A 25,605-nucleotide genomic window follows, 5' to 3' on the forward strand; every position below is an offset into this window, starting at 1 on the left:
AAGAAAACGGCCCACGCCGGGGCGTGGGCCAAACACTTGGAGCGGGGTGGCGAACCCCGAGTACCGACAGCTTAGTACGCGCTGGCGAGGCCGGGAATGCGACCGATTGCCGCAGCCACCGGCACCAGGTTGGCCGAAGCCTCAGGCACGCACCAGGCGCGCGATCAGCCCGCCCTCGGGGTGGTTTTCCAGCTCCAACGCGAGGCCGTGCAGTTCCGCCACGCGCTCGACGATGGAGAGCCCGAGGCCGCTGCCGGGCTGGCTCTGCCCCGGCGGGCGGAAGAAGCGCTCGCGCACCCGCTCCAGCCATTCGGCGGAAATGCCCGGACCGGTGTCGCGCACCGCGACGTGGTCGGCGGCCAGCACCAGCGTCACCGTGGCGCCGTCCGGCGAGTAGCGGATGGCGTTGTCGAGCAGGTTGCGCAGCAGCAGCCCGACCAGGGTTTCGTCGCCGGAAAGCGGCAGCACCTCGGCGTCGGGGACGCTCTGCTGCAGTTCGACGCCAATGCCGCGCTCCGCGGCGACGTGCCGGGCCTCCTCCAGTGCCCGCGCGGCGATCGCCTGCCAGCGCAGCGGGGCGAGGTGGGCCGGGGTCTGCAGCGGGTCGAGCCGCGACAGCGCCAGCAGTTGCTCGGTCAGCCGCGTGGCGCGGTCGATGCCGAGCGTGAGCTGCCCCAGGGCGTGCTGCCGTGCCTTGGTGGTGGTGCTCAGCTGCGCCACCTCGGCCTGGACCCGCAACGCCGCCAGCGGGGTGCGCAATTCGTGCGCGGCATCGGCGGTGAAACGGCGTTCGCGCGACAGCATCTCGGCGCCGCGCGCGATCAGCCCGTTCATGCCGTCGATCAGCGGCGTCAGTTCCGAGGGCACCGCGCGCGACAGCGGGGTCGGGTCGTCCGGGGTGCGGTGCTGCAGTTCCTCGCGTACCCGTTCCAGCGGCGCCAGCCCCCGTGCCACGCTGCGCCACAACAGGATCAGCAATACCGGCACCATCAACAGCCAGGGCAGCCATTGCGCCACGAGCAGGCCGCGCACCACCTCCCAGCGCTCCTTGAGCTCCTGGGCCACCGCCACGCTGTAGTGGGCGTCGCTGAGATAGAACACGCGCCAGTGCTTGCCTTCTTCGGTATCGAGCGTCAGGAAGCCGGAATACCCCGGATGGGGACTCAAGGCCAAGCCTTCGCCGTCGCTCATCAACAGTTCGCCGCCGGCGTTCCACACCGCCAGCGCCATGTGGTCGACCTCGCCCTCCTCACCGTGCTCGTAGGGCGGAGCGGGTCGGGTAAAGGCGCGCGAGGAATAGAGCAGCTGCTGGGCGAACAGGCGCTGCTGGCCGTCGTACTGCTCGTTGACCTCGTGCCAGGCGGCGTAGCCGGAGATGCCGGTGGCCACCAGCCACACCAGCGGCACCACCAGCATGATCATGCGCATCAGCCGGCCGCGCAGGCTCGGCGGTGTCTTCACTCCTCGTCCCCCAGGGTGTAGCCGATGCCGCGCACGGTCTTGATGAAGCCGCTGCCGAGCTTCTTGCGCAGATGGTGCACATGCACCTCGACCGCGTTGCTGTCGAGTTCCTGGCCCCAGCCGTACAACTTCTCCTCGATCAGGCTGCGCGGCAGCACGCGCCCCTTGCTGACCAGCAGCAGCTCGAGCAGCGCCAGCTCGCGCGCGGTCAGCTCCAGCGGCTCGCCGGACAGGGTGGCGCGGCGCGCCACCGGGTCGAAGCTGAGCGCGCCGTGCAGGTAGAGCGGCCCGCTCTGGCCGTGGCGGCGGCGGATCAGGGCGCGCAGCCGCGCCGCCACCTCGGCCAGCGCGAACGGCTTGACCAGGTAGTCGTCGGCACCGGCGTCGAGCCCCTTGAGCCGTTCCGGCAGCGCGTCGCGCGCGGTCAGGATCAGCACCGGTTCGCTGCGCCCGGCGCGGCGCCAGGCGGCCAGCACCTCCATGCCGTCGAGGCCGGGCAGGCCGAGATCGAGGATCACGGCGTCGAAAGGCGCGCCGGAGAGCGCCGCCAGGCCCGACTTGCCGTCGCGGAACCAGTCCACCACGAAGCCCAGCTGGCCGAGCCCGGCCTTGAGGCCGTCGGCGATCATGTCGTCGTCTTCAATCAGCAGAATGCGCATGGCGTGCTCCGTCGCAAGGGTGGTCCATCAGACGCATCAGCGTGCACTGTCGCGCACCGGGCGCACCTTGATCCCGGTCACCATGGCGCGCACCAGGTTGACGCGCGAGAGCCGGCTCATCAGCAGCGCCGCCAGCACGTGCAGGCCGACGCACGCGGTCAGGGTGTTGGCCAGCGCCTCGTGCAGGTTCTCCAGCCACTCCTCGCCCCAGTAGGCGTCGGTGCCCATCAGGTAGCCGGTCACGCCGAGCGCCAGCACCAGCGCCATCAGCGCCAGCATCATCAGCGCGCCCAGCGGGTTGTGGCCGGGGTGGTGGTCGTCCCGCCCTTGGCGCAGCAGGCGCCAGTGTTCGGCCAACCTGGACGGGGTCGGGAAGAAGTCGGCGAAGCGCGCGTGGCGGCTGCCGATGAAGCCCCACCCGATGCGCGCCAGCACCAGCGCGGCGGCGGCGTAGCCGACCCAGCGGTGCGGCGGATCGCCCTCCTCCAGCAGCAACAGATTGGCCAGGATGCACGCGGCCAGGGCCCAGTGGAAAAAGCGCACGAAACGATCCCATACCCTGATGGTTTCGTACTGTACGGTGTGGTTCATGCTCGGCTCCCCACAAACAAAAAGGCCGCAGGCGCGGCCGGGGTGTGATCCGTCTTGCGGACTCAATCCTGGATTTCGCTCTTCACCGGCTTGCCGGAGACGGTATCGTAGTAGATTTCCACTTTCTTGCCGTCCTTGTTCTTGCCGTAGAGCTCGTAGCAGTTGCCGTCCACCTTGAATTTCTTGATCTGGTAGCCTTCTTTCACCAGCTTCTGCTTGAAATCGGCTTCCTTGATCCACTGCTCCTTGGGATGCTGCTCGCACTTGGCGGCGGCAAAGGCGGCAGGCGCGGCGACGGCGGCGATCAGGGCGGGCAGAACCAGTTTTTTCATGACAGTTTCCTCGAGTTGACGGTGGGGGGTAACGACGTGATGGCAGCCATTTAAGCCACCGCAACTTAACCGCACATTAATCGCGGCCATTATCCCGCCACTGTGGCGCGGCTGTCACACAGCCGTCACCGGACGCTCACCGCGACGTCATGTTGGCGCGGCACCATCGGGGTGTCTTCCGGACCGGGATACCGCCACATGTCGCCCACACTCCAGCAAACCGCCCCCCGCCGCTACCGCGCCATCTGGATTTCGGACGTGCACCTCGGCACCTCCGGCTGCCGCGCCGAACACCTGCTCGACTTCCTGCGCCACCACGACGCCGACTACCTCTACCTGGTCGGCGACATCGTCGACGGCTGGCAGCTGCGCAAATCCTGGTACTGGAAGCAGAGCCACAACGACGTGGTGCAGAAGATCCTGCGCAAGGCGCGCAAGGGCACCCGCGTGGTGTACGTGCCAGGCAACCACGACGAGGCCGCGCGCCAGTACGGCGGACTCGACTTCGGCGGCATCGCGATCCGCCAGGAGGCCGAACACCACACCGCCGACGGCAAGCGCCTGCTGGTGATCCACGGCGACGAGTTCGACGGCGTGATCCAGTACGCCAAGTGGCTGGCCTATCTCGGCGACAACCTGTACACGCTGATTTTGCAGCTCAACCGCGGCTACAACTGGGTGCGCAGCCAGCTCGGCCTGCCCTACTGGTCGCTGTCGCAATACCTCAAGCACAAGGTGAAGAACGCGGTGAACTTCATCAGCGACTTCGAACAGCTGCTGGCCGGCGAGGCGCGCCGGCGCGGCTTCGACGGCGTGGTGTGCGGCCACATCCACAAGGCCGAGGTGAAGGACATCGACGGCGTGCTGTACGGCAACTGCGGCGACTGGGTGGAGAGCCTGTCAGCGCTGGTGGAGCACGCCGACGGCCGGCTCGAAGTGGTGTACTGGACCCAACTGCTCGGCAAGCCCGCCCAGGCCGCCCACAGCACCGAAGCCGCGGCTTCGGCCAACCTTGAACCCGCCCCGGAGGCCACATGCGCATCCTGATCGTCACCGACGCCTGGCAGCCCCAGATCAACGGCGTGGTCCGCACGCTGACCGAGACCGTACGCGAACTCGAAGGTTTCGGCCACGACGTGGAAATGATCACGCCACTCGAGTTCCGCACCCTGCCGTGCCCGACCTACCCCGACATCCGCCTGTCGCTGCGCCCCTACCGCGGCGTCGCGGCGCGCATCGCCGGCTTCGCCCCGCACGCCGTCCACATCGCCACCGAAGGCCCGCTCGGGCTGGCGGCACGGCGCTACTGCCTGCGCCACGGCCTGGCCTTCACCACCGCCTACCACACCCGCTTCCCCGAATACATCCAGGCGCGCAGCCGGCTGCCGCTGGGCATCAGCTACGCCTGGATGCGCCGCTTCCACAACGCCGCGCGCGCCGTGATGGTGCCGACCCCGTCGATCGCCGCCGACCTCACCGCGCGCGGCTTCACCAACGTGGTGCTGTGGAGCCGCGGCGTCGACACCACGCTGTTCACCCCGGGCGAGCGCGACCGGCTCGACGAATCGGCCCCGCCGCGCTTCGTCTACATCGGCCGGGTGGCGGTGGAAAAAAACATCGAGGCCTTCCTCAAGCTCGACCTGCCGGGATCGAAATGGGTGGTGGGCGACGGCCCGCTGCTGGCGCGGCTGAAAAAGGACTACCCCGAGGTGTACTTCGCCGGGGTGTTCCCGCAGCACGAGTTGGCACGCTTCTACCGCGCCGGCGACGTGTTCGTGTTCCCCAGCCTCACCGACACCTTCGGCCTGGTGCTGCTGGAAGCGATGGCGTGCGGCACGCCGGTGGCGGCCTACCCGGTGGCCGGACCGCTCGACGTGATCGGCGACAGCGGCGCCGGCATACTCGACCACGACCTGCGCCAGGCCTGCCTGCAGGCGCTGCAGATCGACCGTGCCCACGTGCGCCGGGTGGCGGAAGGCTACTCGTGGACGGCGGCGGCGTGCCAGTTCGAACGCCACCTGCACCCCAACGCCGCCGGCCTGGCGCAGCCACAGCAGGCGCTTAGCGAAAGCCGTTAAAAGAACTTGCCCCAGCCGTAACGAGGACTATAGTGAGTACAGGACATCACAAGGAGGGCAGCGGATGCGTCATCGGCTAGAAATCGGTTGCTTTGCCTTGTTTCATCGCGCCCTGCAAAAAGCGGGCAGTGCCGGTCGGCACTAAAATCGGACCGGCTTCATTCTGCCCAAGGGTGCTACCAGCATCGCTTCCCGATGCAGGAACCCCGAAACAACCGGTTATGCCCAGGCGTTTAATCGAGAGAAAGAACAGACGACTTAATCCAGCAGTCAAGGAATGAGGTTGCCGGTAAAGCAGCCGCATTTCGGGATGCCCGAAAGGGTTTGTCGAAACCGCTTCCAATGTAGCCAGATGTTCCGTTTGGAAGCATGGTGTTGTTGACCGTTCTTTATCCCTTTATACCGTTTTGGCAGGTAGACCTCGCTCACACTCCCCCCTCAGTGCATGAGGGCTTGGGTGTGAGGCAGTTAAGGTGTGGAGTAGCAGTAACATCATCGTTGACTGTTTCATTGTGTATCCACTGATCTTTACGTCGTAGCAGAGGGCGCACCCACAGGGGCGCCCTCTTCCGTTTTCTCCCGTCCTTGCCCCGGCCCCATCGCACCCGCTTGACCCAGCGCAAGCTCCGCCCCCTTTTGTCTTGCCCTTCCCCCCGCGCGCGCTAAGGTGGAGAGAGACAAACCGAGCGGAGAACACCATGCGACAAAAACACTGGTTGAGCGGCCTTTGCGCCCTGCTGCTGGCGGCCTCGGTCGGGGCACAGCCCTGGCAGGCCGGCCCCGACAACACCCCGGGCTGGAAGATGATGACGCCCGAGGAGCGCAGCGAGCACATCAAGACCATGCACTCCTTCACATCGCTGGAGGCCTGTCAGACCTACCTCAAGCAGCACCGCGACCAGATGCAGCAGCGCGCCAAAAGCCGCCACATGCGCAGCCTGGGCCGGATGCGGCACGACCCATGCCAGCAGATGAAAGCGATGGGGCAGTTCAAACCCGCCCCCTGACCCCGGCGCTCAGCGCCAGCGCGCCGACGGCGGCAGCGGAATGAACTCGGTCTCGCCCGGCACCGCCGGGAAGCGGCCCTGCTCCCAGTCGTCGCGCGCGGCGATGATGGCCTCGCGGCGGCTGGAGACGAAATTCCAGTGCAGGTAGCGCGGGCCGTCGAGCGGCTCGCCGCCCAACAGCATCAGCCGCGCCTCCTCGCCCGCCTGCAGCCGCACCGTCACTCCCGGCTCCAGCACCGCCAGCTGGCCGGCCTCGACGCGGGTTCCGTCCAGCGTCAGCCCGCCGGACACCACGTACACCGCGCGCTCCTCGGCCACGGCGTCCAGCGACCACGCCGCCCCGGCGGCCAGCCGTGCCGCCGCGAACAGCGTGCCGGAATAGCAGTGCACCGGCGAACGCAGACCGAACGCCTCGCCCATCAGCAGGTGCAGCCAGACACCGTCGGCCTCCTGCTGCGGCAGTTGCGGTTCCGGGTAGTGGCGGAACTCCGGCGCCATGTCTTCCAGCGCCTTGGGCAGCGCCAGCCACATCTGCATGCCCTCGACCGCCACGCCTTCTGCCCGGATATCCTCCGGCACCCGCTCGGAATGGACGATGCCGCGCCCGGCCGCCATCAGGTTGACCGCACCCGGCTCGATGCGCTGCACGCTGCCCAGGCTGTCGCGATGCATCATCGCCCCGGAAAACAGGTAGGTCACCGTGGCGAGCCCGATATGCGGGTGCGGCCGCACGTCGCCGGCGGTGGTGGCCGCGGCAAAATGCGCCGGGCCCATGTGGTCGAGAAACACGAACGGCCCGACCGCCTGCGTCACGGGGGCCGGCAGCAGGCGCTGTACCGGAAAGCCGATATCGGCGACGGCGGGGTCGATCAGGTAACGAATGGCACTCATGGCATTTTCCCTTCCGTATGACGGATCAAGAGCCCGTTCCAGCAGGCGGACGAGCCAAAGCAGCGTGAGGGCCGCCGGTGCACGGCAACCGGCATGGCCACGGCGGACATGAGGAGTCCGTAGCGCTGGGCGGATCACTGCCAACACTCACGCTGCAAAGGCGCCGCCGCATGATGTCAATGGCATAGGCTAAAAGCGGCCGTGGCGGAAATCGTCGATGGCCGCCTCGACTTCCTCGCGGCTGTTCATCACGAACGGCCCCCACTGCGCGATCGGCTCGTGCAGCGGATGGCCGGCCACCACCAGCAGGCGGGCGCCAGCGGCGCTGGAGAGCGCCACCCCCTCGCGTCCCGGATGGTTGTCGAGGATCGCCATCTGCCGCTCGTGCACCTCGCGGCCGTGGCCACCGACACCGGCCGTACCCTGGTAGACGTAGACGAAGGCATTGTGACCGTCCGCGATCGCCACCTCGTGCATGCAGCCGGCAGGCAAGTGGATGTCGAGGTAGAGCGGCAGCGTCACCGGCCGCTCCACCGCCCCGGCCACGCCGTCGGCGGCACCGGCGATCACCTGCACCTCGGCGCCGCTGGCGGCGGTATAGCGCGGGATCGCCTCGGCCGGAATGTCGCGGTAGCCCGGCGTGGTCATCTTCTGCTGCGACGGCAGGTTCAGCCACAGCTGGAAGCCGTGCATCAGGCCGTCCTCCTGCTCCGGCAGCTCGGAGTGCACGATGCCGCGCCCGGCGGTCATCCACTGCACCCCGCCCGAGGCCAGCACACCTTCCCCACCGCTGCTGTCACGGTGGCGCATGCGCCCGGCCAGCATGTAGGTCACCGTCTCGAAGCCGCGGTGCGGATGGTCCGGAAAACCGGCGATGTAGTCGTTCGGATCGTCCGAGCGGAACTCGTCCAGCATCAGGAAGGGGTCGAGGCGGTGCTGCAGATCCTGCGTCAGCACGCGCAGCAACTTGACACCGGCGCCATCGGACACCGCCATCCCCTGCACCAGCCGCTCGACGTCGCGGCTGGCAAACGTGGTGGAAATCATCGATCTATACCTCAAGCAATAACGGGATCAACGTGCCGACTTGGCGGCGCCCAGCGCCCCCGGGAACGCCAGCAACAGCAGGCCGCCGGTGATCGACAGGTTCTTCATGAACATGATCATCTGGATCTGATCGGCAAAATGGGTGTGGAAGATCAGCGCCGACACCAGGGTGAAGCCGGCCAGGGCCAGGGCCACCCAGCGCGTGAACAAGCCGGCCACCAAGAGCAGGCCACCGCCCAGCTCCACCAGGATCACCAGCGGCAGCAGCGCCCCCGGCACCCCCATCGCCTGCATGTAGCCTTGGGTTCCGGCGTAGCCGGTAATCTTGCCGAAGCCGGAAATGATGAAGAGCTGCGCCAGCAGCACGCGGGAGGCGATCAGAGCCAGTTTATCCATGACATTCTCCTGTGGGGGGTCAAGCACGGAGACATTCCGTGTTGGTGTGCTGCATTATTGGCATGATTTTTTTGATTAAAAAGCGCAAAATTAAGCTCAGAAACAACCAAATTTTCGATATATGAATTTTCCCCGTACCTCGCTGGAACAATGGCGCGTACTGCAGGCCATCGTCGAACACGGCGGTTTCGCCCAGGCCGCCAGCGCGCTGAACCGCAGCCAGTCGGCCGTCAGCTACAACGTGGCGCGGCTGCAGGAGCAGCTCGGCGTCGGTCTGCTGGAGGCGGAAGGACGGCGCATGAAGCTGACCGCCGCCGGCGCTGCGCTGCTGCGCGAGGCGACCCCGCTGATCGAGGCCGCGCTGCGGCTGGAGGCACGCGCCCGCGCACTGGATGCCGGCTGGGAGGCCGAGGTGCGGCTGGCGGTGGACAGCCTGTTCCCCACCGACGCCTTGCTGTGCGCCCTGGCCGGTTTCGCCGGCCACTGTCCCGACACCCGGCTGCAGGTGCACGAGGTGGTGATGTCCGGCGCCGACGACGCGCTCTACGCCGGCGCGGTGGAGCTCGCCATCGTCACCCGCGTTCCCAGCGGTTTCATGGGCGACTGGCTGATGGACGCCACCTTCATCGCCGTGGCCGCTCCCGGGCACCCCCTCCTGGCGGCGGGGCAGCCACTGGGCGAGGACGACCTGCGCCGCTACCCGCAAGTGGTGGTGCGCGACTCCGGCACGCGCCAGCCGCGCGACGAAGGGTGGCTCGGCGCCAGCCAGCGCTGGACCGTGAGCAGCCCGCACACCGCACTCGACGTGGTCAGCGCCGGTCTGGCCTATGGCTGGCTGCCGGAACACCGCATTCGCCAGCCGCTCGCCCACGGCCTGCTGCGCCCGCTACCGCTGGCGCAGGGGCAGCAGCGCAAGAGTTCGCTCTACCTGGTCAACGCCGCGGCCGAGGCGGCCGGGCCGGCCACGCGCTATCTCGCCGAGGGCTTGCGCCAGGCGGTGCAGCAGCACCTGCAACAACAACTACAACAGGTTCCCTCCACGCAACAAAACAGCGACATGGCATAAGCACCACGATTCACCACTTTGTCGGCAATATCCCGCCCGGAAACGGCAAAAATTCGTGGAAAAACTGACATATATCATTTTTCTATAAAAACATAAGATATCAGTACAAAACAGTTATAGCGCAAAGGTGTAGAATGCCGCTCATTCTTCTCTTCATGTTTTGACGGACTGGCACATGGCGACTCTGACTTCCGAAAAAGTCCTTAGCGTTCACCACTGGAACGACACCCTTTTCAGCTTCACCTGCACCCGCGATCCGGGCCTGCGCTTCATCAACGGTCAGTTCGTGATGATCGGCCTGGAAGTCAACGGCAAGCCGCTGATCCGTGCCTACTCCGTCGCCAGCGCCAACTGGGAAGAGCACCTCGAGTTCTACTCGATCAAGGTGCCGAACGGCCCGCTGACCTCGCGCCTGCAAGGCATCAAGCCGGGCGACAGCGTGGTGATCTCCGGCAAGCCGACCGGCACCCTGGTGCAGGACAACCTGCTGCCGGACGCCAAGAACCTGTACCTGTTGTCCACCGGTACCGGTCTGGCCCCGTTCATGTCCATCATCAAGGACCCGGAAGTCTACGACCGCTACGAAAAGATCGTGCTGATCCACGGCGTGCGCTGGGTGAGCGAGCTGGGCTACTACGACTACATCACCAAGGAACTGCCGGAGCACGAATACCTAGGCGAACTGGTCAAAGAAAAGCTGATCTACTACCCGACCGTGACGCGCGAACCGTTCCACAATCAGGGCCGCCTGACCGACCTGATCCTGAACGGCAAGCTCGCCGCCGACATCGGCCTGCCGCAGCTCAACCCGCAGACCGACCGCGCCCTGCTGTGCGGCAGCCCGGCGATGCTGGAAGACACCTGCAAGCTCCTCGACAACCAGGGCTTCAAGGAATCGCCGCGCATGGGCGAACCGGGCGACTACGCCATCGAGCGCGCCTTCGTCGAGAAGTAAGCCAAATCCCTCGGGACTCCCGACAAAAACAGCCCAGCCCGGTTTACACCGGCTGGGCTGTTTTTCTTGGAACTTAATCCTCCTCCTGCTCCGCCTTGTACCCCGCCGCCAGCCGCTGCTGCACCTCCTGCGGCACGATGTCATAGTGGCTCAGCACCAGCGAGTAGGCCCCCTGCCCGGCCGTGATCGACTTGAGACGGCCGGCGTAGCCTTCCAGCTCGGCCAACGGCACCTGGCCGCGGATCAGCGTCAGCCCCTGCGCCAGCGGCTCGGTCCCGCCCACCTGGCCGCGCCGGCCGGTGAGGTCGCCCGCGAGATCGCCGAGCCGGGCCTCGGGCGCGGTAATCTCGATCGCCACGATCGGCTCCAGCACGATCGCGCCCGCCGCGCGCAGCGCCGCCAGCATCGCCCGCCGCCCGGCGGCCTGGAAGGCGACGTCCTTGGAATCGACCGAGTGGCTCTTGCCGTCGTACACCGTGACCTTCACGTCCTCCACCGGGAAACCCGCCAGCGGCCCGGCGGCCAGTACCGAGCGCACGCCTTTTTCCACCGAGGGGATGAATTGCCCCGGGATGACGCCGCCCTTCACGGCGTCGACGAATTCGAAGCCGGCGCCGCGCGGCAACGGCTCGACGCGCAGGAACACCTCGCCGAACTGGCCGGCACCGCCGCTCTGCTTCTTGTGACGATGGTGACCCTCGGCGGGCCGGGTGATGGTTTCGCGGTAGGGCACGCGCGGCGGGCGGGTCGCCACCTCCAGCTTGAAGCCGCCGGCCATGCGGTCGAGCAGGTAGCGCAGGTGCAGCTCGCCCATGGCGCGCAGCACCGTCTCGTGGGTGGCCGGGTGGTAGTCGACCTTGACGCACGGGTCCTCCGCCACCAGGCGCTGCAGCACCTCGGTGATGCGCTGCTCGTCGCCGCGCCGTTTCGGCTCGATCGCCAGGCCCTGCATCGGCACCGGGAACGCCAGCGGCTTGAGATGGATGTGATCCTCGTCGTGCGAATCGTGCAGCACCGCGTCGAACTCGATCTCGTCGACCTTGGCCACCGCGCCGAAGTCGCCGGGGATCAACCGCTCGACCTCGTCGTAGCGCTTGCCCTGCAGGCGCAGCAGGTGGCCGACCTTGAACGGCTTGCGGCCGTCGCCGACGAACAGCTGGGTATCGCGCGTCACCGTGCCCTGGTGCACGCGGAAGATGCCGAGCTTGCCGACGAAGGGGTCTATTACCACTTTGAAGACGTGGGCGAGCACGTGGCGCGCCGGGTCGGGCTCGGAACGGAAGGCCAGCGCCGCCTCGCCCTCGCCCTTGTAGAACAGCGGCGGGTTGCCCTCGGTGGGATTCGGCGCCAGCCGCGCCAGCACGTCGAGCAGCTCGGCCACGCCGGCGCCGGTCCTCGCCGAGACGAAGCAGAGCGGGATCAGGTGCCCCTCGCGCAGCGCGCGCTCCAGCGGCGCGTGCAGTTCTTCCGGGGTGACCTCGCCCTGCTCCAGGTAGCGCGCCATCAGATCCTCGTCGACCTCGACCACCTGGTCGACCAGCGCCTGGTGCGCCTCGGCCACCGACGAGAAATCGGCCGTGCCGGCCGGGTTGAAGAAACAGTCGACCACGCGGCGGGCGCCATCGGCGGGCAGGTTGAGCGGCAGCACCTCCCGACCGAAGGCCTCGCGCAGCTGGGCCAGCAAGCCCGGCAGGTCGACGCGCTCGGCGTCGATCTTGTTGACCACCAGCATGCGGCACAGGCCACGCTCCCCGGCCCACGCCATCATGCGGCGCGTGGTGAGCTCGATGCCGTTTTGCGCGTTGACCACCACCAGCGCCGTCTCCACCGCCGCCAGCGCCGGAATCGCCTGGCCGATGAAATCGGGGAAGCCGGGGGTGTCGAGCAAGCGGATTCCGGCCCCGTCGTGCTGGAAATGCACCAGCGCCGAACTCAGCGAGTGACGGTAGTCGCGCTCCAGCGGATCAAAATCGCACACCGTGTCTCCCCGTTCCACCGTCCCCGCCACGGTGATCGCGCCACTCTTGTACAGCAGCGCTTCGGCCAACGTCGTCTTGCCGCTATCGCCCTGCCCGACCAGGGCGACCGTGCGGATGGCTTCGACCGGGTAATTCGACATGACCGTCTCCTCGCATACGAATGCTCGAAGTATAGACATGTCATGGGGTGGTGCAGGCGGCGAAGGGGCAGGCACGGATTGGGGACGACAGGGAGCGGTATCGGCGTTGGCGACGCCATCTTCATGATGACAGCGCCACCAGTGACGTTACGCTTGACCGGCGCCATGCGGATCGGTGGCGATAACCCCCCTGGACGTGATGCATCCCCAATCGCTAGTCGTGCTACGGTGCCACGCCCGCTTGGAACCGAACACCACACAACTCCCTGCCAATCCGTGGCAGCATGACGGAATTCACCATCCGGAACTCTCACCGTGTCCCGTGCCGAACGTCTGCTGCAACTGATGCAAGTCTTGCGCCGCCACCGCTATCCGGTCAGCGGCGCCGCCCTGGCGGCCGAACTCGGCATCAGCCTGCGCACGCTGTATCGGGACATCGCCTCGCTACAGGCGCAAGGCGCATGCATCGAGGGTGCGCCGGGTGTCGGCTACGTGCTCCGCCCCGGCTTCCTGCTGCCGCCGCTGATGTTCTCCGAAGAGGAGATCGAGGCCCTGGTGCTGGGCTCGCGCTGGGTGGCGAAGCAGGCCGATACCCCGCTGGGCGAGGCGGCGCGCAACGTGATCGCCAAGATCGCGGCCGTGCTACCGCCCGAGCTGCGTCACGAACTCGACACCTCGGCGCTGCTGGTGGGGCCGGCCGGCCCCGCGCCGGCCGGCGAGGTGGATTTGGCCGCCATCCGCCGGGCCATCCGCAGCGAACGCAAGCTGGAAATCCGCTACCGCGACCTCCAGGACCAGGAGTCGACACGGATCGTCTGGCCTTTCGCCCTCGGCTTCTTCGAACGCGTCCGCGTCGTCGCCGCCTGGTGCGAGCTGCGCGGGGCCATCCGGCATTTCCGCACCGACCGGATCGTGAGTCTGGCGGTCTCGGAAACACGCTATCCCCGCCGCCGTCAGGCCTTGCTGCAAGCGTGGCGGCAGAGCGAAGGCATCGGCCCGTCTTAGCGCGTTCGCTACTGACAGAATCTGTCAGGGGTGGCGTCTACGATTCGTTGCAACAGGCCCGTGCCGCACGAATGGTTCGCCGGCGACGGCCTTGTCGCAGACCTTCGGAGAACCGCCATGATGCACCCCAACTTTGTGATCCTGTACGTCGACAGCCCCGCCGCGAGCGCCGCGTTCTACGCCGCATTGTTCGACCGTCAGCCCGTCGAGGCCTCCCCCACCTTCGCGCTGTTCGCCTTCGCATCCGGCGCCAAGTTCGGGCTGTGGTCGAAACACACCGTGGAGCCCGCCGCCCGCACCGGTGGCGGCGGCACCGAGCTGGCCTTCGCGCTGAGCGGCGACGAGGCCGTCGACGCCCGCCATGCCGAGTGGAGCGGGCGCGGGCTCGAGATTCTGCAAGCGCCGGTGCGCATGGACTTCGGCTATACCTTCGTCGCCCTCGATCCCGACGGGCACCGGCTGCGCGTGTTCGCCCCGAGCGCACCGTGATGCGCCGCTGCTGGATCGCCGTCGCCTCCGCCGAACATGTCCGCCGGGGCCGTGCCGAGGGCTTCATGCAGGTGTGCCACGGCAAGGGCGCACCGTTGCGCCGCCTCCGTCCGGGCGATTGGGTGGTCTACTATTCGCCCACCGAGCGCTTCGGCGGCAGCACCCCGCTCAGGGCGTTCACGGCGATCGGCACGGTGCGGGACGGCGAGCCGTATCAGGTGGACATGGGCGACGGCTTCCTGCCGTTCCGGCGCGACGTCCGCTGGCTCGCCGCGCAAGAGGCCCCGATCATGCCGCTGCTCGATCGACTGGCGTTTTCGGCGGGCAAGCGCAACTGGGGCTACCCGTTCCGCTTCGGGCTCGTCGAGCTTGCCGAGCCCGATCTGCGGCTCATCGCGGCGGCGATGGGGGCGGTTTTGGCGGAGTGAATCCCAGAGTGGGCAAGCTCGGCATGCCCACCCCGCTTGTGTTGGCAGGGTCAGATGGGCGGGAACGCGGCGAAGAATCGGCACAGCTCCCCATCCGGGATTTGTCGATCCACAAACGAGAAGCTGCCCTGCTCCTTCATCTCGACCGCTGCCTGCCGGATGAGGCCGTACGTCGCTCGCGCCAGACTGCCGCCGATGGTGATTCTCCTGACGCCCAACGCCGCCAACTGGCTGACGGAGAGCGCCGAGCCGGACAGGCCCATGACGACGGTGAGCGGGCCGTCGATGGCCTGCACCAAGGCCGCGATCACCTCCGGATCGGAGACGCCGGGCACGAACAGGCAGTCGGCTCCGGCTTCGCGGTAGCGGTTGGCGCGTTCCACCGCGGCGGCGAAGGGATCATCGACCCCCGCCAGATAACAATCGGTCCGCGCCGTGAGCGTAAAGGGCAGGCCCGAAGCATCGGCCGCTTCACGGGCGGCCCGGATACGCTCGGCGGCCAGGGCGAGGTCGAACAGCGGCGCGCTCGGCTCGCCGGTAAAGTCCTCGACGTTCCCGCCAACGGCCCCCACGGCGATGGCCTGGCGGATGGTGTCGCCGACCTGTTCCGGCTCGACGCCGTAGCCCGCCTCGAGATCGGCGCTGACGGGAAGGTCGACGGCCGCGGCGATCTGGCCGACGCGTTCTAGCATCGCCTCGCGGCTGACCGCTCCGGCGTAGTCGGGCAGCCCCAGGGAAAACGCGATGCCGGCGCTGGTGGTGGCGATGGCGGGAAACCCGAGCGACGAAAGCAGACGGGCACTGCCGGCATCCCAGGCGTTCGGCATCAGGAAGGTGCCGCTGCGGCGATGCAGTTCCTTGAAAAGCCGGGCCTTGTGGCGTTGATCCATGGGGCGTCTCCTCATCGGGCGTCGGCCCGGACACGGTTGGGACAGGGCAAGAGGCGCATGCGGATCGTGCCCCCATGGCGGGGATGACGCGCTCTTCCCTGCGTCGCAGCATGCCACAGCGCACTTCATGACAGAAGAATCCGGTGCCGCCTGCCGACGAGAGCAGATCCCATATCCACCCCGGAAAAACCAAACAGCCCAGGCGGGCCGTTTCGGGTCGCAACGTTGGCCGAAGCCTCAGTCCGCCAGCGTCAGCACCACCGGGGTGTGGTCGGACGGGCGTTCCCACTTGCGCGGGGCCTTGTCGATGACGCACTCGGTGGCGCGTGCCTTGAGCGCGTCGCTGATCAGGATGTGGTCGATGCGCAGGCCGAGGTTGCGGCGGAACATCATGGCGCGGTAGTCCCACCAGCTGTACTGCTTCTCATCCTGGTTGAACAGGCGGAACGAGTCGCTCAGGCCGAGGCCGATGAGGCGGCGGAAGGCGTCGCGCTCGGGCACCGAGCACAGCACCTTGTCCTTCCACGCGTCCGGGTCGTACACGTCGCGGTCGTCCGGCGCGATGTTGTAGTCGCCCAGCAGCGCGAGGGACGGGTGGCGCGTCAGCTCGTCGGCCACGTAGCGCTCCAGCTCGGCGAGCCAGGCCAGCTTGTACGGGTACTTGGGCGAATCGACCGCCTCGCCGTTGACGAAATAGGCGCAGATCACGCGCACGCCGCCGACGGTGGCGGCGATGACGCGACGCTGCTCGTCGTCGTAGCCGGGAATGCCCGGCACCACGTCGTCCAGGCTGTGGCCGTCGCGCACCAGGATGGCGACGCCGTTGTAGGTCTTCTGGCCCAGCCAGGCGGCGCGGTAGCCGGCGGCCTCGATGTCGGCCAGCGGAAAGGCGTCCTGGTCCATCTTCAGTTCCTGCAGGCACAGCACGTCGACCGGGGTCTCGGCCAGCCACTGCAGCACCTGCGGCAGGCGCACTTTGAGCGAGTTGACGTTCCAGGTGGCTAAACGCATCGGCAAGGTGTTCTCCAGTCAGTGCTTGTGAAAGAAATCGCCGCGAGCGGCCCTCAGCGGGGTGAAGAGCAGCGCAGGAACCGGAATGTACATGGAGTACATGAGGATTCCGAGCAGCACATGAGCCCCGATCAGGGGCGCGCAGCAGATTTATTCACAAGCTCTCAGTCATTGGGAGGGCAAAGGTAACCTCTCGCGCGGGCTTCGGCCAACCTTTTTTGGCACGGCCCTAGCCCTTGCAGCTCTGGAACAGGTCGAGCTTGGCGTCGTACACCTGGGTCTGCACCCCCAGCACCCCCAGCACCGAGTGGAACAGGTTGTCCTGCGACCAGGCCTGGTCCTTCTTCGCCGCCAGACAGCGGGCGTTGACGCCCAGTTCCTTCTGGAAGCCGTCGGAGAACCACATCACCGCCGGGATGTGCTTCTGCGCCTCCGGGGCGAACAGGTAGGGCATGCCGTGCAGGTAGACGTTGTTCTCCCCCAGCGATTCGCCGTGGTCGGAGAGGTAGATCATGCCGCTGTTGACCCCAGCGTCGGCACGCAGCAGGTCGATCAGGCCGGACAGCACGTGGTCGGTGTAGCGGATGGTGTTGTCGAAGCCGTTGACGATGTCCTGCTGGCTGCACTGGCTCAGCTCGCTGGTGCGGCACACCGGGGTGAACTGCTCGAAGCTCTTGGGGTAGCGCTTGTAGTAGGCCGGGCCGTGGCTGCCCTTCTGGTGCAGCACGATCACGCTGTCGTGCTGCAGGTTCTGCAGGCGCTCCTTGAGACCGTCGAGCAGCACGTCATCGTAGCACTCACCGTCGTCGCACAAGCCCGGCGTCTTGAGGTTGGACAGGTCTTCGTAGGCGACGCGGTTGCACACGCCCTTGCAGCCGGAATTGTTGTCGCGCCACAGGATGTCGAAGCCGGCGTGCTTGAGCACGTCGAGCAGGTTTTCACGCTTCGAGGCGGCGTCGCCGGAATACTGCTCGCGTCCCATGCCAGAGAACATGCAAGGCACCGACACCGCGGTTTCGGTGCCGCAGGAATGCACCTTGGTGAAATTCAGCAGCCCGGCCTGCTTGGCAAGCTGCGGGTTGGTATCGCGCGGGTAGCCGTTGAGCGCGAAGTGGTCGGCACGCGCGGTCTCGCCCACCACCACCACCAGCACCGTCTTGCGCTGATGTGCTGCCCAGGACGGCGCCTTCTTGGCGTCGGTGCCGAGCGGCGTCACCACCACCGGGCCGCTGTCGGCGACGTGGCGCAGGTAGCTGTTGGTGGCCTGGATGTAGTTGCTCGGCGTGACGATCAGGCGCAGCTGGCGGTTGTTGCGGAACAGCGAGGCGAAATCCTGGTAGGCGAAGAACACCACCCCCAGCAGCACCGCCACGCTCACCAGCAGCGTCACCAGCCGCACCCCCAGCTCGCGCAGCGGCGGGCGGTAGACGATCGGGGTCTTCCACAGCCACAGCGCCGGCAGCACGCCCAGCCCGAGCGCGAACAGGCCCATCTTGACGGTGAGCAGGTCGCGCGTTTCGGCCGGATCGGTCTGGAACACGTTCTGGATCATGTGCATGTCGACCATGATGCCGTACTGGTTCATGAAGTACGTGACGAAGGCCGTGCACACCAGCAGCAGCGTCATCACCGGCTTGAACACGTAGGGCCAGGCCAGCAGCGCCAGCACCAGGTTGAAGAAGGCCAGGAGGAGCACGAAGGCCTCGGCCAAGAGCACCGGACCGTGGCCGCCCAGGCCGGCGGTGATGCGGCCCATCTCGCGCCAGAACGGCACGTTGTAGAACACGATCAGCGCCAGCGAAAGCAACAGCGTCATGCGCTCGGGGCGCAGGGGTCGAAACAGGGACATGCGATCTTTATTCAAAAGTAGAGGAATCTTGGCGTGCCAGGGGCACCCGGAAAGCCGCCATACTAACGCACCTCGGCCGTCTTGGTACAAATACCCCCTATTTATCAGAGGGATGGCGTGTACGATCGCCACAAAAAAGCCCCCGCCACGACGGGGGCCAACAGACACGCCAACCCTGTCCGCAGACAGGGCCAGGGTCTGGTCGCTTGCTGCTCCGGTTGCCCTGAGAGCCTAGCTTAGAGTCGGCCGCGGCGAGTCGGTTCCGGTTGGGCGCACGGAACCTGCGGCGGGAGCCGTGCCGCGACGAAGACAGCCGCCGCGCGGCGGGCGAAATGAACGAGGGCGCGCACGCCCTCGCCTGATCATGCCGTCAGCGGGCGTCGGTGTACGTCAGACCGGCGCGATCTCGACCATGCCGGAATGGCGCAGCAGCGCGTCGATCTGCGGGTCGCGGCCGCGGAAGGCGCGGAACGACTCCAGCGCCGGACGCGAACCGCCGACGGCGAGGATTTCGTTCCAGAAGCGGCGCCCGGTGTCCGGGTTGGCGCCGCCCGCCTCCTCGAACGCGGCGTAGGCGTCGGCCGACAGCACTTCCGCCCACTTGTAGCTGTAGTAGCCCGCCGCGTAGCCGCCGGCGAAGATGTGGCCGAAGCTGTTGGGGAAGCGGTTGTATTCCGGCGGGAAGTTCACCGCCACCTCCTCGCGCACCTTGCCGAGCAGTTCCAGCCAGTTGCCGTGCTCGGCGTCGAAGGCGGTGTAGAGCAGCATGTCGAACAGCGCGAACTCGAGCTGGCGCACGGTCTGCATGCCGCTCTGGAAGTTCTTGGCGGCGAGCATCTTGTCGAACAGCTCGCGCGGCAGCGGCGCACCGGTCTCGACGTGGGCGGTCATGCCCTGCAGCACGTCCCATTCCCAGCAGAAGTTTTCCATGAACTGGGAAGGCAGTTCCACCGCGTCCCACTCCACGCCGTTGATGCCGGCCACGCCCAGCTCGTCGACCTGGGTCAGCATGTGATGCAGGCCATGGCCGAACTCGTGGAACAGCGTGGTGACCTCGTCGTGGGTGAACAGCGCCGGCTTGTCGCCGACCGGGCGGCTGAAGTTGCAGGTGAGGTAGGCCACCGGGGTCTGCAGCGCGCCGTGGCGCACGCGGCGGCCGCGCGCGTCGTCCATCCAGGCGCCGGAACGCTTGCCCTCGCGCGCGTAGAGGTCGAAGTAGAAGCTGCCGACCACGGAGCCGTCCTTGACGATGTCGAAGAAGCGCACGTCCTTGTGCCAGGTCGGCGCCTGGCTTTCCCGCACCGTCACCCCGTACAGCGTGTCGACCACGCCGAACAGCCCGGCCAGCACGCGCTGTTCCGGGAAATACTGCTTCACTTCCTGGTCGGAGAAGGCGTAACGCGCCACGCGCAGCTTCTCGGCGACGTAGGCGAGGTCCCAGGCCTCCAGCGTCTCCATCCCCAATTGCTCGCGCGCGAAGGCCTCCAGCTCGACGCGGTCGCGCAGCGCGAACGGCTTGGCGCGCTGCGCCAGGTCGCGCAGGAATGCCACCACCTGCTCCGGGGTCTCGGCCATCTTGGTGGCCAGCGACAGCTCGCCGAAGCTTGCGAAGCCCAGGAGCTGCGCCTCTTCGCGCGCCAGTTGCAGCTTCTCGCGGATCACAGGGGTGTTGTCGAGCTCGGCCGGGCCGAACTCGGAGGCGCGCATCACGTAGGCGTCGTAGAGCTGGCGGCGCAGCTCGCGGTTGTCGGCGTACTGCATCACCGGCAGATAGCAGGGGAACTGCAGGTTGAGCTTGTAGCCTTCTTCGCCCTCGGCCTTGGCCATCTCGGCCAGCATGGCGATCACATCTTCCGGCAGGCCGGACAGCTCGGCCTTGTCCGCCACCCGCAGGCTGAAGGCGTCGGTGGCGTCGAGCACGTGCTGCTCGAACTGCGCCGACAGCTCGGCGAGGCGGGTCTGGATCGCGGCGAAGCGGGTTTTCTCGGCCTCGGGCAGTTCGGCGCCGGAGAGGCGGAAGTCGCGCAGGTCGTTGGCGATGATCTTCTTCTTGGCGGCGTTGTAGCCGGCGTACTCCGGCTGCTCGGCCAGGGCCTTGAAGCGCGCGAACAGCGCCAGGTTCTGCCCCAGTTCGGTCCAGAACGCCGACACCGCCGGGATGTTGGCGTTGTAGGCTTCGCGCAATTCCGGCGTGTTGACCACGGCGTTGAGGTGGCCCACCACGCCCCAGGTGCGCGACAGTTTCTCGGTGGCGTCGGTCAGCGGTTCGACGAAGTTGTCCCAGCTCGGCGCGGCGCTCTGAGCTGTGAGCCGCGCCACGGTGGCGCGCGCGTCGGCCAGCAGTTGTTCGACGGCCGGGGTGATGTGGGCGGGGGTGATCTCGGCAAAGCGCGGCAGACCGGAGAGATCGAGCAGCGGATTCTGGCTCATGGGCGTGGCATCCTTGGACGGTTCGGCTGATGGACTCCTCGACAGCGCCTCCCCCGTGCCGGCCGGCGACACCCTCCACGGACCGTTTCGCCTGTCCCATCAAGGACATGCCATGCCGAAACGGTCCATGCGCGCCGGATCGTGCACGGAAGCTGAGGTTTTGCGAGGAGCCCCTGTATCATAATGATGGTTTTTAGATGAGGACGTTCCGATGAATCGCAATATCCGCCGCTACGACGGCCACACCCCGCAGGTTCCCGATTCCTGTTTCGTCGACCCCTCCGCCGTGGTGATCGGCGAGGTGACGCTGGGCGAACGCGCCTCGGTCTGGCCGTGCGCGGTGATCCGCGGCGACGTCAACAGCATCCATATCGGCGAGGGCAGCAACGTGCAGGACTTCGCCATGCTGCACGTCAGCCACAAGCGCGACGAGGACCCGCTGGGCGCGCCGCTGGTGATCGGCGACAACGTCACCATCGGCCACCACGTCACGCTGCACGGCTGCACCATCGGCGACGAGGTGCTGGTGGGCATCGGCAGCACCGTGCTCGACCGCGCGGTGATCCAGCACCAGGTGATGATCGGCGCCGGCAGCCTGGTGCCGCCGGGCAAGGTGCTGGAGTCGGGCCACCTGTATCTCGGCAACCCGGTGAAGCAGGTGCGCCGCCTCAGCGACAAGGAAATCGCCTTCCTGAAGTACTCAGCCGAGCACTACCAGCGCCTGGCGGTGAAACACCAGCAGGCGCTGGACGAGGCCGACGACGCAGCGGGCTAGAACCTGTTCAGGATCTGTCACGAGCGGCCCTCAGCGGGGTGAAGAGCAGCGCAGGAACCGGAATGTACAAGTAGTACATGAGGATTCCGCATCGCTGAGCGAATCCCTGCGTGCCAATCCATCGCCGAGCCAATCGAAGATTGGCACGCAATGCACATGAGCCCCGATCAGGGATCGCGCAGCAAGATCATGAATAGGTTCTAACGCGCACTGTAGCTGATGCCGTTGGGCCCCTCCCCGACGGGATGGGTGGCCACTACCTTCCGGCTGGCGGTGTCGATCACCGAGAAGGTGCCGTCCTCGAGATGGCTGACGAAGGCGTAGCCGCCGTCCTGGCTCATGGCCACGCCGTGCGCCCCGCGCCCGACCTGGATGGTGGCGAGGAGCCGGCGCGTGGCCGGGTCGATCACCGACACCCGGTTGTCCGGGGACTGCGCCGTGCCCTGGTTGGCGACGTAGAGCTGGCGCCCGTCGGGCGTGGCGAACAGCTGCACCGGCAGGCGGCCGACCGCGACCTTACCGAGCAGCCGGCGCTGCGCCCGGTCGATCACGCCCACCTTGTTTTCCGCGCTGAGCGAGACGTAGACCTGCTTCCCATCCGGGGCAAAGCCGACCTGCACCGGGGCGCGTCCCACCGCGATGCGCGCCGTCTCTTCCTGCTTGGCGACGTCGATCACCGACACGCTGTCGTCCTTCATGTTGGCGACGTACAGCTCCTTGCCGTCCGGGCTCAGGCGCAGGCCGTGCGGGTAGCGACCGGTCGGGATCGCGCCGACCCGGGCGCGGCTGGCGAGGTCGAACACCAGCACGGCGTTGGCGCCGGAATCGCTGACGAAGGCGAGCCGGCCCGCCGCGTCGCTCACCACGTGCGCCGGGTGGCTGCCGGCCGGCAACACGAAGGCCGGCCGCTCCAGATCGGCGATATCGAACACCAGCAGCTGGCCGGCGTCGCCCGCCGCGGCGTGATGGCCGGCGTGGGCGCTCATGCCCACCGCGAGCAGCCATTGCCCGTCGGGCGTGACCTGCACGTTGTGCGGCGCGATATCGAGCGCAATGGTGCGGGTGGCGCCGTCGGCCAGGTGCACCGCGCTGATCGAGCTACCGCGTTCGTTGGCGGTGAACACGGTGCCGCTCGGCGCGGCCTGGCTGATGGCGCTGGCCAGCAGCAGCGCGCCGGCCAGCAGGGTGAATCGGGGGAAAAGCATGCGTGAGACTCCGGCAAGACGGTAAAGGAACAGGGGACAGCCCGGGGCCTGCCACGGCAGACCCCAGCCTGGCTGCCGCAGCAGCGGCGACTTTGGACGGATTACGGCCGCGGCGGCATGCGCGCGTTCTCGCGGTCCATCATCATCTGCATCATCATCTGCATCATGTCCATGCGCTTCATCATCATGGTGTTGCCCGTCTGATCACCCATCATGCCCATGCCGCCGCGCGGCCCCATCATGCCGCCCATGTCCTTCATCATGCCCATGCCCTCCTGCATCAGCTTGGCCTGCTCATCCATCAGCTTCTGGCGTTCCTCGGGCGTCTTGGCGGCCAGCATCCGTTCGTGCATGTCCTGCATCCGCTTCATGTGCTCGTCCATCAGGCGGAACGACGGCCCCTGGGCCGCCGGGGGCTTGGGGGCGTCGGGCGCTTTGGCCGCCAGCAGGATGCGCGGGCTCGCCGCCGGCGCGGCGTCGGCCGGATGGTGGGTTTCGTTGGCCCAGGCGGTGCCGGCCACGAGCGGCAGGAGGGTCGAGGCGGCAACGACAATGATCTTCTTCATGGTGTGACTCCTGAGTGATGTCGGGGAAACAGCAGGGCTTGCGCACCGTGACCGGCCCGGACGGATCGGACGGCCGTGCGCCTCCCGGCCCTGGGGCGGGAAGGACGGTGAAACGGCAGGCTAGTTATTGAAGCGGTGGAAACGGATGGTGGGCGGTGGATCGCCGACGATGGTGACCTGGGCATCGGCAAGGCGCCGGGCGGGCATCGCCAGCGGCAGGCTGGCGAGGTGCACCACGCTACACAGCACCAGGATCAGCATGCCGAGCTGAAAGAGATCGGAGGCCGACGGCTTCAGCACACCGCCGAGGCTGTCCTCGCAGTGCTTGGCACAGGCCACGCGCGCGCCGGCGTCCGGGACGGCAGGAGCAGCAAGCTGGGCATGGTGCGGGTGCGCCGTCGCCGCGCTGGCCGATGCCGCCGGCTGCGGGGTGAAACACTCACCCAGCATGCCCGCCGAGAGCGAAAACAGCCATAGCGCGGCCAGCAGGCCGCACAGCAGGAGCAGGTGTTTTCGCAGGAAGGGCATCTCATCGCCTTGGCGGAGGACTGTTTTCAGCCTAGCAGGCGTGGCGCCGATAATCATTGCGGCAGATCAAGGGGGGACCGCGGGGGGCGTCATCGTCGTGTCATGCGGGCACGCTAGACTTAGTCGTCTATCATTGTGGCGTTCCCCCCATGACCCTCGTGAAACGCTTGTGGCTGACGGTGCTGTTCAGCGTCGCCAGCCTGATCCTGGTGCTGGCGCTGGCCGGCTACCAGCTCACCTCCCTGACCCGCCAGTTCGAGCACTACCGCGAACGCCAGGCGCTTTCGGCCAACCTCAACGAACTGAAGGCCGCGGTGCTGTCGCTGGCACGCGCCGACCCGCTGCTGCCGGACACCCCGCAGCGCCTGGCCGGCATCGAGGCCAGCGTGTCCCGCTTGCGCCAGCGCATCGTCCCCGCCCTGCCCGCCGCCCAGCGCCAGGCCGTCGGCGCGGCGCTGGACAAGCACTGGGGCGAATTCGCCAAGAACCTGAAGAACGCCATCACCATCGCCGAGACCGCGCCGCAGGACGCGCTGTCGATCCCCGAGCAGGCCTACCAGCTGCACATCGTGCCGCTGGTCGAGCTGATCGACGCCCGCTTGCAAGGCGAGCAGCAGGCGCTCGGCGGGGAAGAGGCGCGCATGCAGAATGCGCTGGGCGAACTGGCGATCATGGTGCTGGGGCCGATGGCGCTGGCGAGTGCCCTGGTGGTGCTGATCCAGCTGGCGCTGGCACGCCACCTCAAGCGCCAGCTCGGCGCCATGGCGCAGGCGGCCGACCGCCTCGGCGAAGGCGACCTCGGGGTGCGCCTGCCGGCGCACGGCAAGGACGAGCTGGCGCAGGCATCGGCCCGCATCAACCGTTTTCTCGACCAGCTGGGCAAACTGATCCGGGCGGTGCACGACAATGCCCAGAGCGGCGAGCGGCACAGCCGCCAGGTGCGGCTGCTGACCGCGCAGGTGGAAGAGGAAACCCGGCTGCAGGCCGCCAAGAGCGAGGACAGCCGGCTCGCGGTGGGGCTGATCGCCGAGGCTTCGGCCAACATCGCGCGCCACGTCAGCCACGCCGGCCTCGGCACCCAGGACGCCGCCAGCCGCACCGAGGACGCGCGCCGCGTCGGCGCCGCCAGCGCCGAGGCCATGGCCCTGCTGGCCGAGCGCATCCAGCACGCACTGGCCGACATGCAGGCGCTGCGCCAGTCGATCGGCGACATCTCGCAGATCAGCACGCTGATCCGCGACATCGCCGAGCAGACCAACCTGCTGGCGCTCAACGCCGCCATCGAAGCGGCACGCGCCGGCGAAGCCGGACGCGGCTTCGCCGTGGTGGCGGATGAAGTGCGCAAGCTGTCGGAACGCACCTCGGACGCCACCACGCGCATCTTCACCACGCTGCAGCAGGTCGAGAGGGCCACCCACACCCTGCAGCAGACCATGGACGAGGCACGCGGCGCCAGCGCCGAGAACACCGCGGCGCAGCAGACGCTGGGCAGCGCCCTGCTCGCCGTCGACCAGGCGCTCGCCGAGGTCAACCAGCTGATGAACGACATCGGCCAGGCCACCGAGGAACAGGGCCAGACCAGCCAGCAGATCCGCCAGTCGGGCCAGGAAGTGGCCGAGCTCGCCGCCGGCATCAACCGCCAGATGCAGGAAATCACTCCGGCCATGGAGCAACTCTCCGGCGCCGCGCGGGAACTCAATCAGAACCTGGCCTGGTTCCGCCTGGACGGACGGGCGGACACGCCCCAGCCGGACGCCGCCCTGGCGACGGCACAACCGGCCTACCTGGCCGGCTGAAACGACGGCGGCAACGAAAAAACGGGGCGAA

General features: G+C 67.5%; 26 protein-coding genes and 1 other RNA gene. 10 read left to right on the top strand and 17 right to left on the bottom strand.

Annotation, left to right across the window (positions count from 1 at the left end):
• Window positions 1–141: 141 nt before the first annotated feature.
• The 4 genes from NH8B_RS17675 to NH8B_RS17690 all read right to left on the bottom strand — a co-directional run bounded on the left by NH8B_RS17675 (window position 142) and on the right by NH8B_RS17690 (window position 3,043).
• Window positions 142–1,461 (bottom strand): ATP-binding protein, encoded by a 1,320-nt coding sequence (locus tag NH8B_RS17675; protein WP_014088467.1) that lies wholly within the window; start codon window positions 1,459–1,461, stop codon window positions 142–144.
• A complete protein-coding gene (locus NH8B_RS17680; protein ID WP_014088468.1) occupies window positions 1,458–2,120 on the bottom strand; it encodes a response regulator in 663 nt (220 codons plus the stop codon). The genes NH8B_RS17675 and NH8B_RS17680 overlap by 4 nt, the downstream gene beginning before the upstream one ends.
• Window positions 2,121–2,156: 36 nt before the next feature.
• A complete protein-coding gene (locus NH8B_RS17685; protein ID WP_014088469.1) occupies window positions 2,157–2,711 on the bottom strand; it encodes a cytochrome b/b6 domain-containing protein in 555 nt (184 codons plus the stop codon).
• A gap of 62 nt (window positions 2,712–2,773) precedes the next feature.
• On the bottom strand, window positions 2,774–3,043 hold the full coding sequence (locus NH8B_RS17690; protein WP_014088470.1) for a PepSY domain-containing protein: 270 nt from the start codon (window positions 3,041–3,043) through the stop codon (window positions 2,774–2,776).
• 198 nt (window positions 3,044–3,241) lie between these two features.
• Here NH8B_RS17690 and NH8B_RS17695 point away from each other — a divergent pair, with 198 nt between their 5' ends.
• The gene (locus NH8B_RS17695) at window positions 3,242–4,090 is read left to right on the top strand and encodes a UDP-2,3-diacylglucosamine diphosphatase (protein WP_014088471.1); all 849 of its coding nucleotides are present in this window, start codon (window positions 3,242–3,244) and stop codon (window positions 4,088–4,090) included.
• On the top strand, window positions 4,078–5,121 hold the full coding sequence (locus NH8B_RS17700; RefSeq protein WP_014088472.1) for a glycosyltransferase family 4 protein: 1,044 nt from the start codon (window positions 4,078–4,080) through the stop codon (window positions 5,119–5,121). The genes NH8B_RS17695 and NH8B_RS17700 overlap by 13 nt, the downstream gene beginning before the upstream one ends.
• Window positions 5,122–5,197: 76 nt before the next feature.
• Here NH8B_RS17700 and NH8B_RS21000 read toward each other — a convergent pair whose 3' ends face one another.
• On the bottom strand, window positions 5,198–5,425 hold the full coding sequence (locus NH8B_RS21000; RefSeq protein ID WP_148283001.1) for a hypothetical protein: 228 nt from the start codon (window positions 5,423–5,425) through the stop codon (window positions 5,198–5,200).
• 394 nt (window positions 5,426–5,819) lie between these two features.
• On the opposite strand from NH8B_RS21000, the gene NH8B_RS17705 reads away from it, so the two are divergent.
• Window positions 5,820–6,128, top strand: coding sequence for a hypothetical protein (locus NH8B_RS17705; RefSeq protein WP_014088473.1), 309 nt, complete (start codon window positions 5,820–5,822; stop codon window positions 6,126–6,128).
• 9 nt (window positions 6,129–6,137) lie between these two features.
• Here NH8B_RS17705 and NH8B_RS17710 read toward each other — a convergent pair whose 3' ends face one another.
• The 3 genes from NH8B_RS17710 to NH8B_RS17720 all read right to left on the bottom strand — a co-directional run bounded on the left by NH8B_RS17710 (window position 6,138) and on the right by NH8B_RS17720 (window position 8,462).
• Window positions 6,138–7,019, bottom strand: a complete 882-nt coding sequence (locus NH8B_RS17710) for a pirin family protein (protein WP_014088474.1) — start codon at window positions 7,017–7,019, stop codon at window positions 6,138–6,140.
• Window positions 7,020–7,208: 189 nt separating this feature from the next.
• A complete protein-coding gene (locus tag NH8B_RS17715; protein WP_014088475.1) occupies window positions 7,209–8,066 on the bottom strand; it encodes a pirin family protein in 858 nt (285 codons plus the stop codon).
• A gap of 27 nt (window positions 8,067–8,093) precedes the next feature.
• Window positions 8,094–8,462, bottom strand: a complete 369-nt coding sequence (locus tag NH8B_RS17720) for a DoxX family protein (RefSeq protein WP_008952347.1) — start codon at window positions 8,460–8,462, stop codon at window positions 8,094–8,096.
• Between the two features lie 121 nt (window positions 8,463–8,583).
• Here NH8B_RS17720 and NH8B_RS17725 point away from each other — a divergent pair, with 121 nt between their 5' ends.
• Window positions 8,584–9,528 carry a LysR family transcriptional regulator gene (locus NH8B_RS17725; RefSeq protein ID WP_014088476.1) on the top strand — a complete coding sequence of 315 codons (945 nt, stop codon included), beginning with the start codon at window positions 8,584–8,586 and terminating at the stop codon, window positions 9,526–9,528.
• 175 nt (window positions 9,529–9,703) lie between these two features.
• Complete coding sequence (locus NH8B_RS17730) at window positions 9,704–10,483, top strand: ferredoxin--NADP reductase (protein ID WP_014088477.1); 780 nt, start codon at window positions 9,704–9,706, stop codon at window positions 10,481–10,483.
• A gap of 73 nt (window positions 10,484–10,556) precedes the next feature.
• On the opposite strand, the gene fusA is transcribed toward NH8B_RS17730, so the two are convergent.
• The gene (gene fusA / locus NH8B_RS17735) at window positions 10,557–12,602 is read right to left on the bottom strand and encodes an elongation factor G (protein ID WP_014088478.1); all 2,046 of its coding nucleotides are present in this window, start codon (window positions 12,600–12,602) and stop codon (window positions 10,557–10,559) included.
• 315 nt (window positions 12,603–12,917) lie between these two features.
• Here fusA and NH8B_RS17740 point away from each other — a divergent pair, with 315 nt between their 5' ends.
• From NH8B_RS17740 to NH8B_RS17750, 3 genes are all read left to right on the top strand, one after another.
• Window positions 12,918–13,607 carry a helix-turn-helix transcriptional regulator gene (locus tag NH8B_RS17740; protein ID WP_014088479.1) on the top strand — a complete coding sequence of 230 codons (690 nt, stop codon included), beginning with the start codon at window positions 12,918–12,920 and terminating at the stop codon, window positions 13,605–13,607.
• A 120-nt stretch (window positions 13,608–13,727) separates the two neighbouring features.
• Window positions 13,728–14,096 (top strand): VOC family protein, encoded by a 369-nt coding sequence (locus NH8B_RS17745; protein WP_232503497.1) that lies wholly within the window; start codon window positions 13,728–13,730, stop codon window positions 14,094–14,096.
• Window positions 14,096–14,524, top strand: coding sequence for an EVE domain-containing protein (locus NH8B_RS17750; RefSeq protein WP_014088481.1), 429 nt, complete (start codon window positions 14,096–14,098; stop codon window positions 14,522–14,524). Before NH8B_RS17745 ends, NH8B_RS17750 begins: the two co-directional genes overlap by 1 nt.
• Before the next feature lie 50 nt (window positions 14,525–14,574).
• Here the strand turns inward: NH8B_RS17750 and NH8B_RS17755 are convergent, their stop codons facing one another.
• From NH8B_RS17755 to NH8B_RS17770, 4 genes are all read right to left on the bottom strand, one after another.
• Window positions 14,575–15,414 (bottom strand): isocitrate lyase/PEP mutase family protein, encoded by an 840-nt coding sequence (locus tag NH8B_RS17755; RefSeq protein WP_014088482.1) that lies wholly within the window; start codon window positions 15,412–15,414, stop codon window positions 14,575–14,577.
• A 237-nt stretch (window positions 15,415–15,651) separates the two neighbouring features.
• Window positions 15,652–16,425, bottom strand: coding sequence for an exodeoxyribonuclease III (gene xth / locus NH8B_RS17760; protein WP_014088483.1), 774 nt, complete (start codon window positions 16,423–16,425; stop codon window positions 15,652–15,654).
• A gap of 229 nt (window positions 16,426–16,654) precedes the next feature.
• On the bottom strand, window positions 16,655–18,274 hold the full coding sequence (locus NH8B_RS17765; RefSeq protein WP_014088484.1) for a phosphoethanolamine transferase: 1,620 nt from the start codon (window positions 18,272–18,274) through the stop codon (window positions 16,655–16,657).
• A 390-nt stretch (window positions 18,275–18,664) separates the two neighbouring features.
• The gene (locus NH8B_RS17770; protein WP_014088485.1) at window positions 18,665–20,704 is read right to left on the bottom strand and encodes a M3 family metallopeptidase; all 2,040 of its coding nucleotides are present in this window, start codon (window positions 20,702–20,704) and stop codon (window positions 18,665–18,667) included.
• 211 nt (window positions 20,705–20,915) lie between these two features.
• Between NH8B_RS17770 and NH8B_RS17775 the strand changes: the two genes are divergently transcribed.
• A complete protein-coding gene (locus tag NH8B_RS17775; RefSeq protein WP_014088486.1) occupies window positions 20,916–21,479 on the top strand; it encodes a gamma carbonic anhydrase family protein in 564 nt (187 codons plus the stop codon).
• A 4-nt stretch (window positions 21,480–21,483) separates the two neighbouring features.
• Here NH8B_RS17775 and NH8B_RS20285 read toward each other — a convergent pair.
• The 4 genes from NH8B_RS20285 to NH8B_RS17790 all read right to left on the bottom strand — a co-directional run bounded on the left by NH8B_RS20285 (window position 21,484) and on the right by NH8B_RS17790 (window position 23,778).
• Window positions 21,484–21,558: non-coding RNA, sX9 sRNA (locus tag NH8B_RS20285), on the bottom strand.
• Between the two features lie 121 nt (window positions 21,559–21,679).
• Complete coding sequence (locus tag NH8B_RS17780) at window positions 21,680–22,684, bottom strand: YVTN family beta-propeller repeat protein (RefSeq protein ID WP_014088487.1); 1,005 nt, start codon at window positions 22,682–22,684, stop codon at window positions 21,680–21,682.
• Between the two features lie 101 nt (window positions 22,685–22,785).
• Window positions 22,786–23,250 (bottom strand): hypothetical protein, encoded by a 465-nt coding sequence (locus tag NH8B_RS17785; protein WP_014088488.1) that lies wholly within the window; start codon window positions 23,248–23,250, stop codon window positions 22,786–22,788.
• A gap of 120 nt (window positions 23,251–23,370) precedes the next feature.
• A complete protein-coding gene (locus tag NH8B_RS17790; RefSeq protein ID WP_014088489.1) occupies window positions 23,371–23,778 on the bottom strand; it encodes a hypothetical protein in 408 nt (135 codons plus the stop codon).
• 149 nt (window positions 23,779–23,927) lie between these two features.
• On the opposite strand from NH8B_RS17790, the gene NH8B_RS17795 reads away from it, so the two are divergent.
• On the top strand, window positions 23,928–25,574 hold the full coding sequence (locus tag NH8B_RS17795) for a methyl-accepting chemotaxis protein (RefSeq protein ID WP_014088490.1): 1,647 nt from the start codon (window positions 23,928–23,930) through the stop codon (window positions 25,572–25,574).
• Window positions 25,575–25,605 lie beyond the last annotated feature (31 nt).

It is taken from the genome of Pseudogulbenkiania sp. NH8B, from assembly GCF_000283535.1.
In the GTDB taxonomy this organism is placed as follows: domain Bacteria; phylum Pseudomonadota; class Gammaproteobacteria; order Burkholderiales; family Chromobacteriaceae; genus Pseudogulbenkiania; species Pseudogulbenkiania ferrooxidans.

Bases quoted from the DNA above. Each gene is read 5' to 3' on its own strand.
- NH8B_RS17680 (WP_014088468.1), bottom strand. From the start codon at position 2,120: ATGCGCATTCTGCTGATTGAAGACGACGACATGATCGCCGACGGCCTC.
- NH8B_RS17685 (WP_014088469.1), bottom strand. From the start codon at position 2,711: ATGAACCACACCGTACAGTACGAAACCATCAGGGTATGGGATCGTTTC.
- NH8B_RS17690 (WP_014088470.1), bottom strand. From the start codon at position 3,043: ATGAAAAAACTGGTTCTGCCCGCCCTGATCGCCGCCGTCGCCGCGCCT.
- NH8B_RS17695 (WP_014088471.1), top strand. From the start codon at position 3,242: ATGTCGCCCACACTCCAGCAAACCGCCCCCCGCCGCTACCGCGCCATC.
- NH8B_RS17700 (WP_014088472.1), top strand. From the start codon at position 4,078: ATGCGCATCCTGATCGTCACCGACGCCTGGCAGCCCCAGATCAACGGC.
- NH8B_RS21000 (WP_148283001.1), bottom strand. From the start codon at position 5,425: ATGCGGCTGCTTTACCGGCAACCTCATTCCTTGACTGCTGGATTAAGT.
- NH8B_RS17705 (WP_014088473.1), top strand. From the start codon at position 5,820: ATGCGACAAAAACACTGGTTGAGCGGCCTTTGCGCCCTGCTGCTGGCG.
- NH8B_RS17710 (WP_014088474.1), bottom strand. From the start codon at position 7,019: ATGAGTGCCATTCGTTACCTGATCGACCCCGCCGTCGCCGATATCGGC.
- NH8B_RS17715 (WP_014088475.1), bottom strand. From the start codon at position 8,066: ATGATTTCCACCACGTTTGCCAGCCGCGACGTCGAGCGGCTGGTGCAG.
- NH8B_RS17720 (WP_008952347.1), bottom strand. From the start codon at position 8,462: ATGGATAAACTGGCTCTGATCGCCTCCCGCGTGCTGCTGGCGCAGCTC.
- NH8B_RS17725 (WP_014088476.1), top strand. From the start codon at position 8,584: ATGAATTTTCCCCGTACCTCGCTGGAACAATGGCGCGTACTGCAGGCC.
- NH8B_RS17730 (WP_014088477.1), top strand. From the start codon at position 9,704: ATGGCGACTCTGACTTCCGAAAAAGTCCTTAGCGTTCACCACTGGAAC.
- fusA (WP_014088478.1), bottom strand. From the start codon at position 12,602: ATGTCGAATTACCCGGTCGAAGCCATCCGCACGGTCGCCCTGGTCGGG.
- NH8B_RS17745 (WP_232503497.1), top strand. From the start codon at position 13,728: ATGCACCCCAACTTTGTGATCCTGTACGTCGACAGCCCCGCCGCGAGC.
- NH8B_RS17750 (WP_014088481.1), top strand. From the start codon at position 14,096: ATGCGCCGCTGCTGGATCGCCGTCGCCTCCGCCGAACATGTCCGCCGG.
- NH8B_RS17755 (WP_014088482.1), bottom strand. From the start codon at position 15,414: ATGGATCAACGCCACAAGGCCCGGCTTTTCAAGGAACTGCATCGCCGC.
- xth (WP_014088483.1), bottom strand. From the start codon at position 16,425: ATGCGTTTAGCCACCTGGAACGTCAACTCGCTCAAAGTGCGCCTGCCG.
- NH8B_RS17765 (WP_014088484.1), bottom strand. From the start codon at position 18,274: ATGTCCCTGTTTCGACCCCTGCGCCCCGAGCGCATGACGCTGTTGCTT.
- NH8B_RS17770 (WP_014088485.1), bottom strand. From the start codon at position 20,704: ATGAGCCAGAATCCGCTGCTCGATCTCTCCGGTCTGCCGCGCTTTGCC.
- NH8B_RS17775 (WP_014088486.1), top strand. From the start codon at position 20,916: ATGAATCGCAATATCCGCCGCTACGACGGCCACACCCCGCAGGTTCCC.
- NH8B_RS17780 (WP_014088487.1), bottom strand. From the start codon at position 22,684: ATGCTTTTCCCCCGATTCACCCTGCTGGCCGGCGCGCTGCTGCTGGCC.
- NH8B_RS17785 (WP_014088488.1), bottom strand. From the start codon at position 23,250: ATGAAGAAGATCATTGTCGTTGCCGCCTCGACCCTCCTGCCGCTCGTG.
- NH8B_RS17790 (WP_014088489.1), bottom strand. From the start codon at position 23,778: ATGCCCTTCCTGCGAAAACACCTGCTCCTGCTGTGCGGCCTGCTGGCC.
- NH8B_RS17795 (WP_014088490.1), top strand. From the start codon at position 23,928: ATGACCCTCGTGAAACGCTTGTGGCTGACGGTGCTGTTCAGCGTCGCC.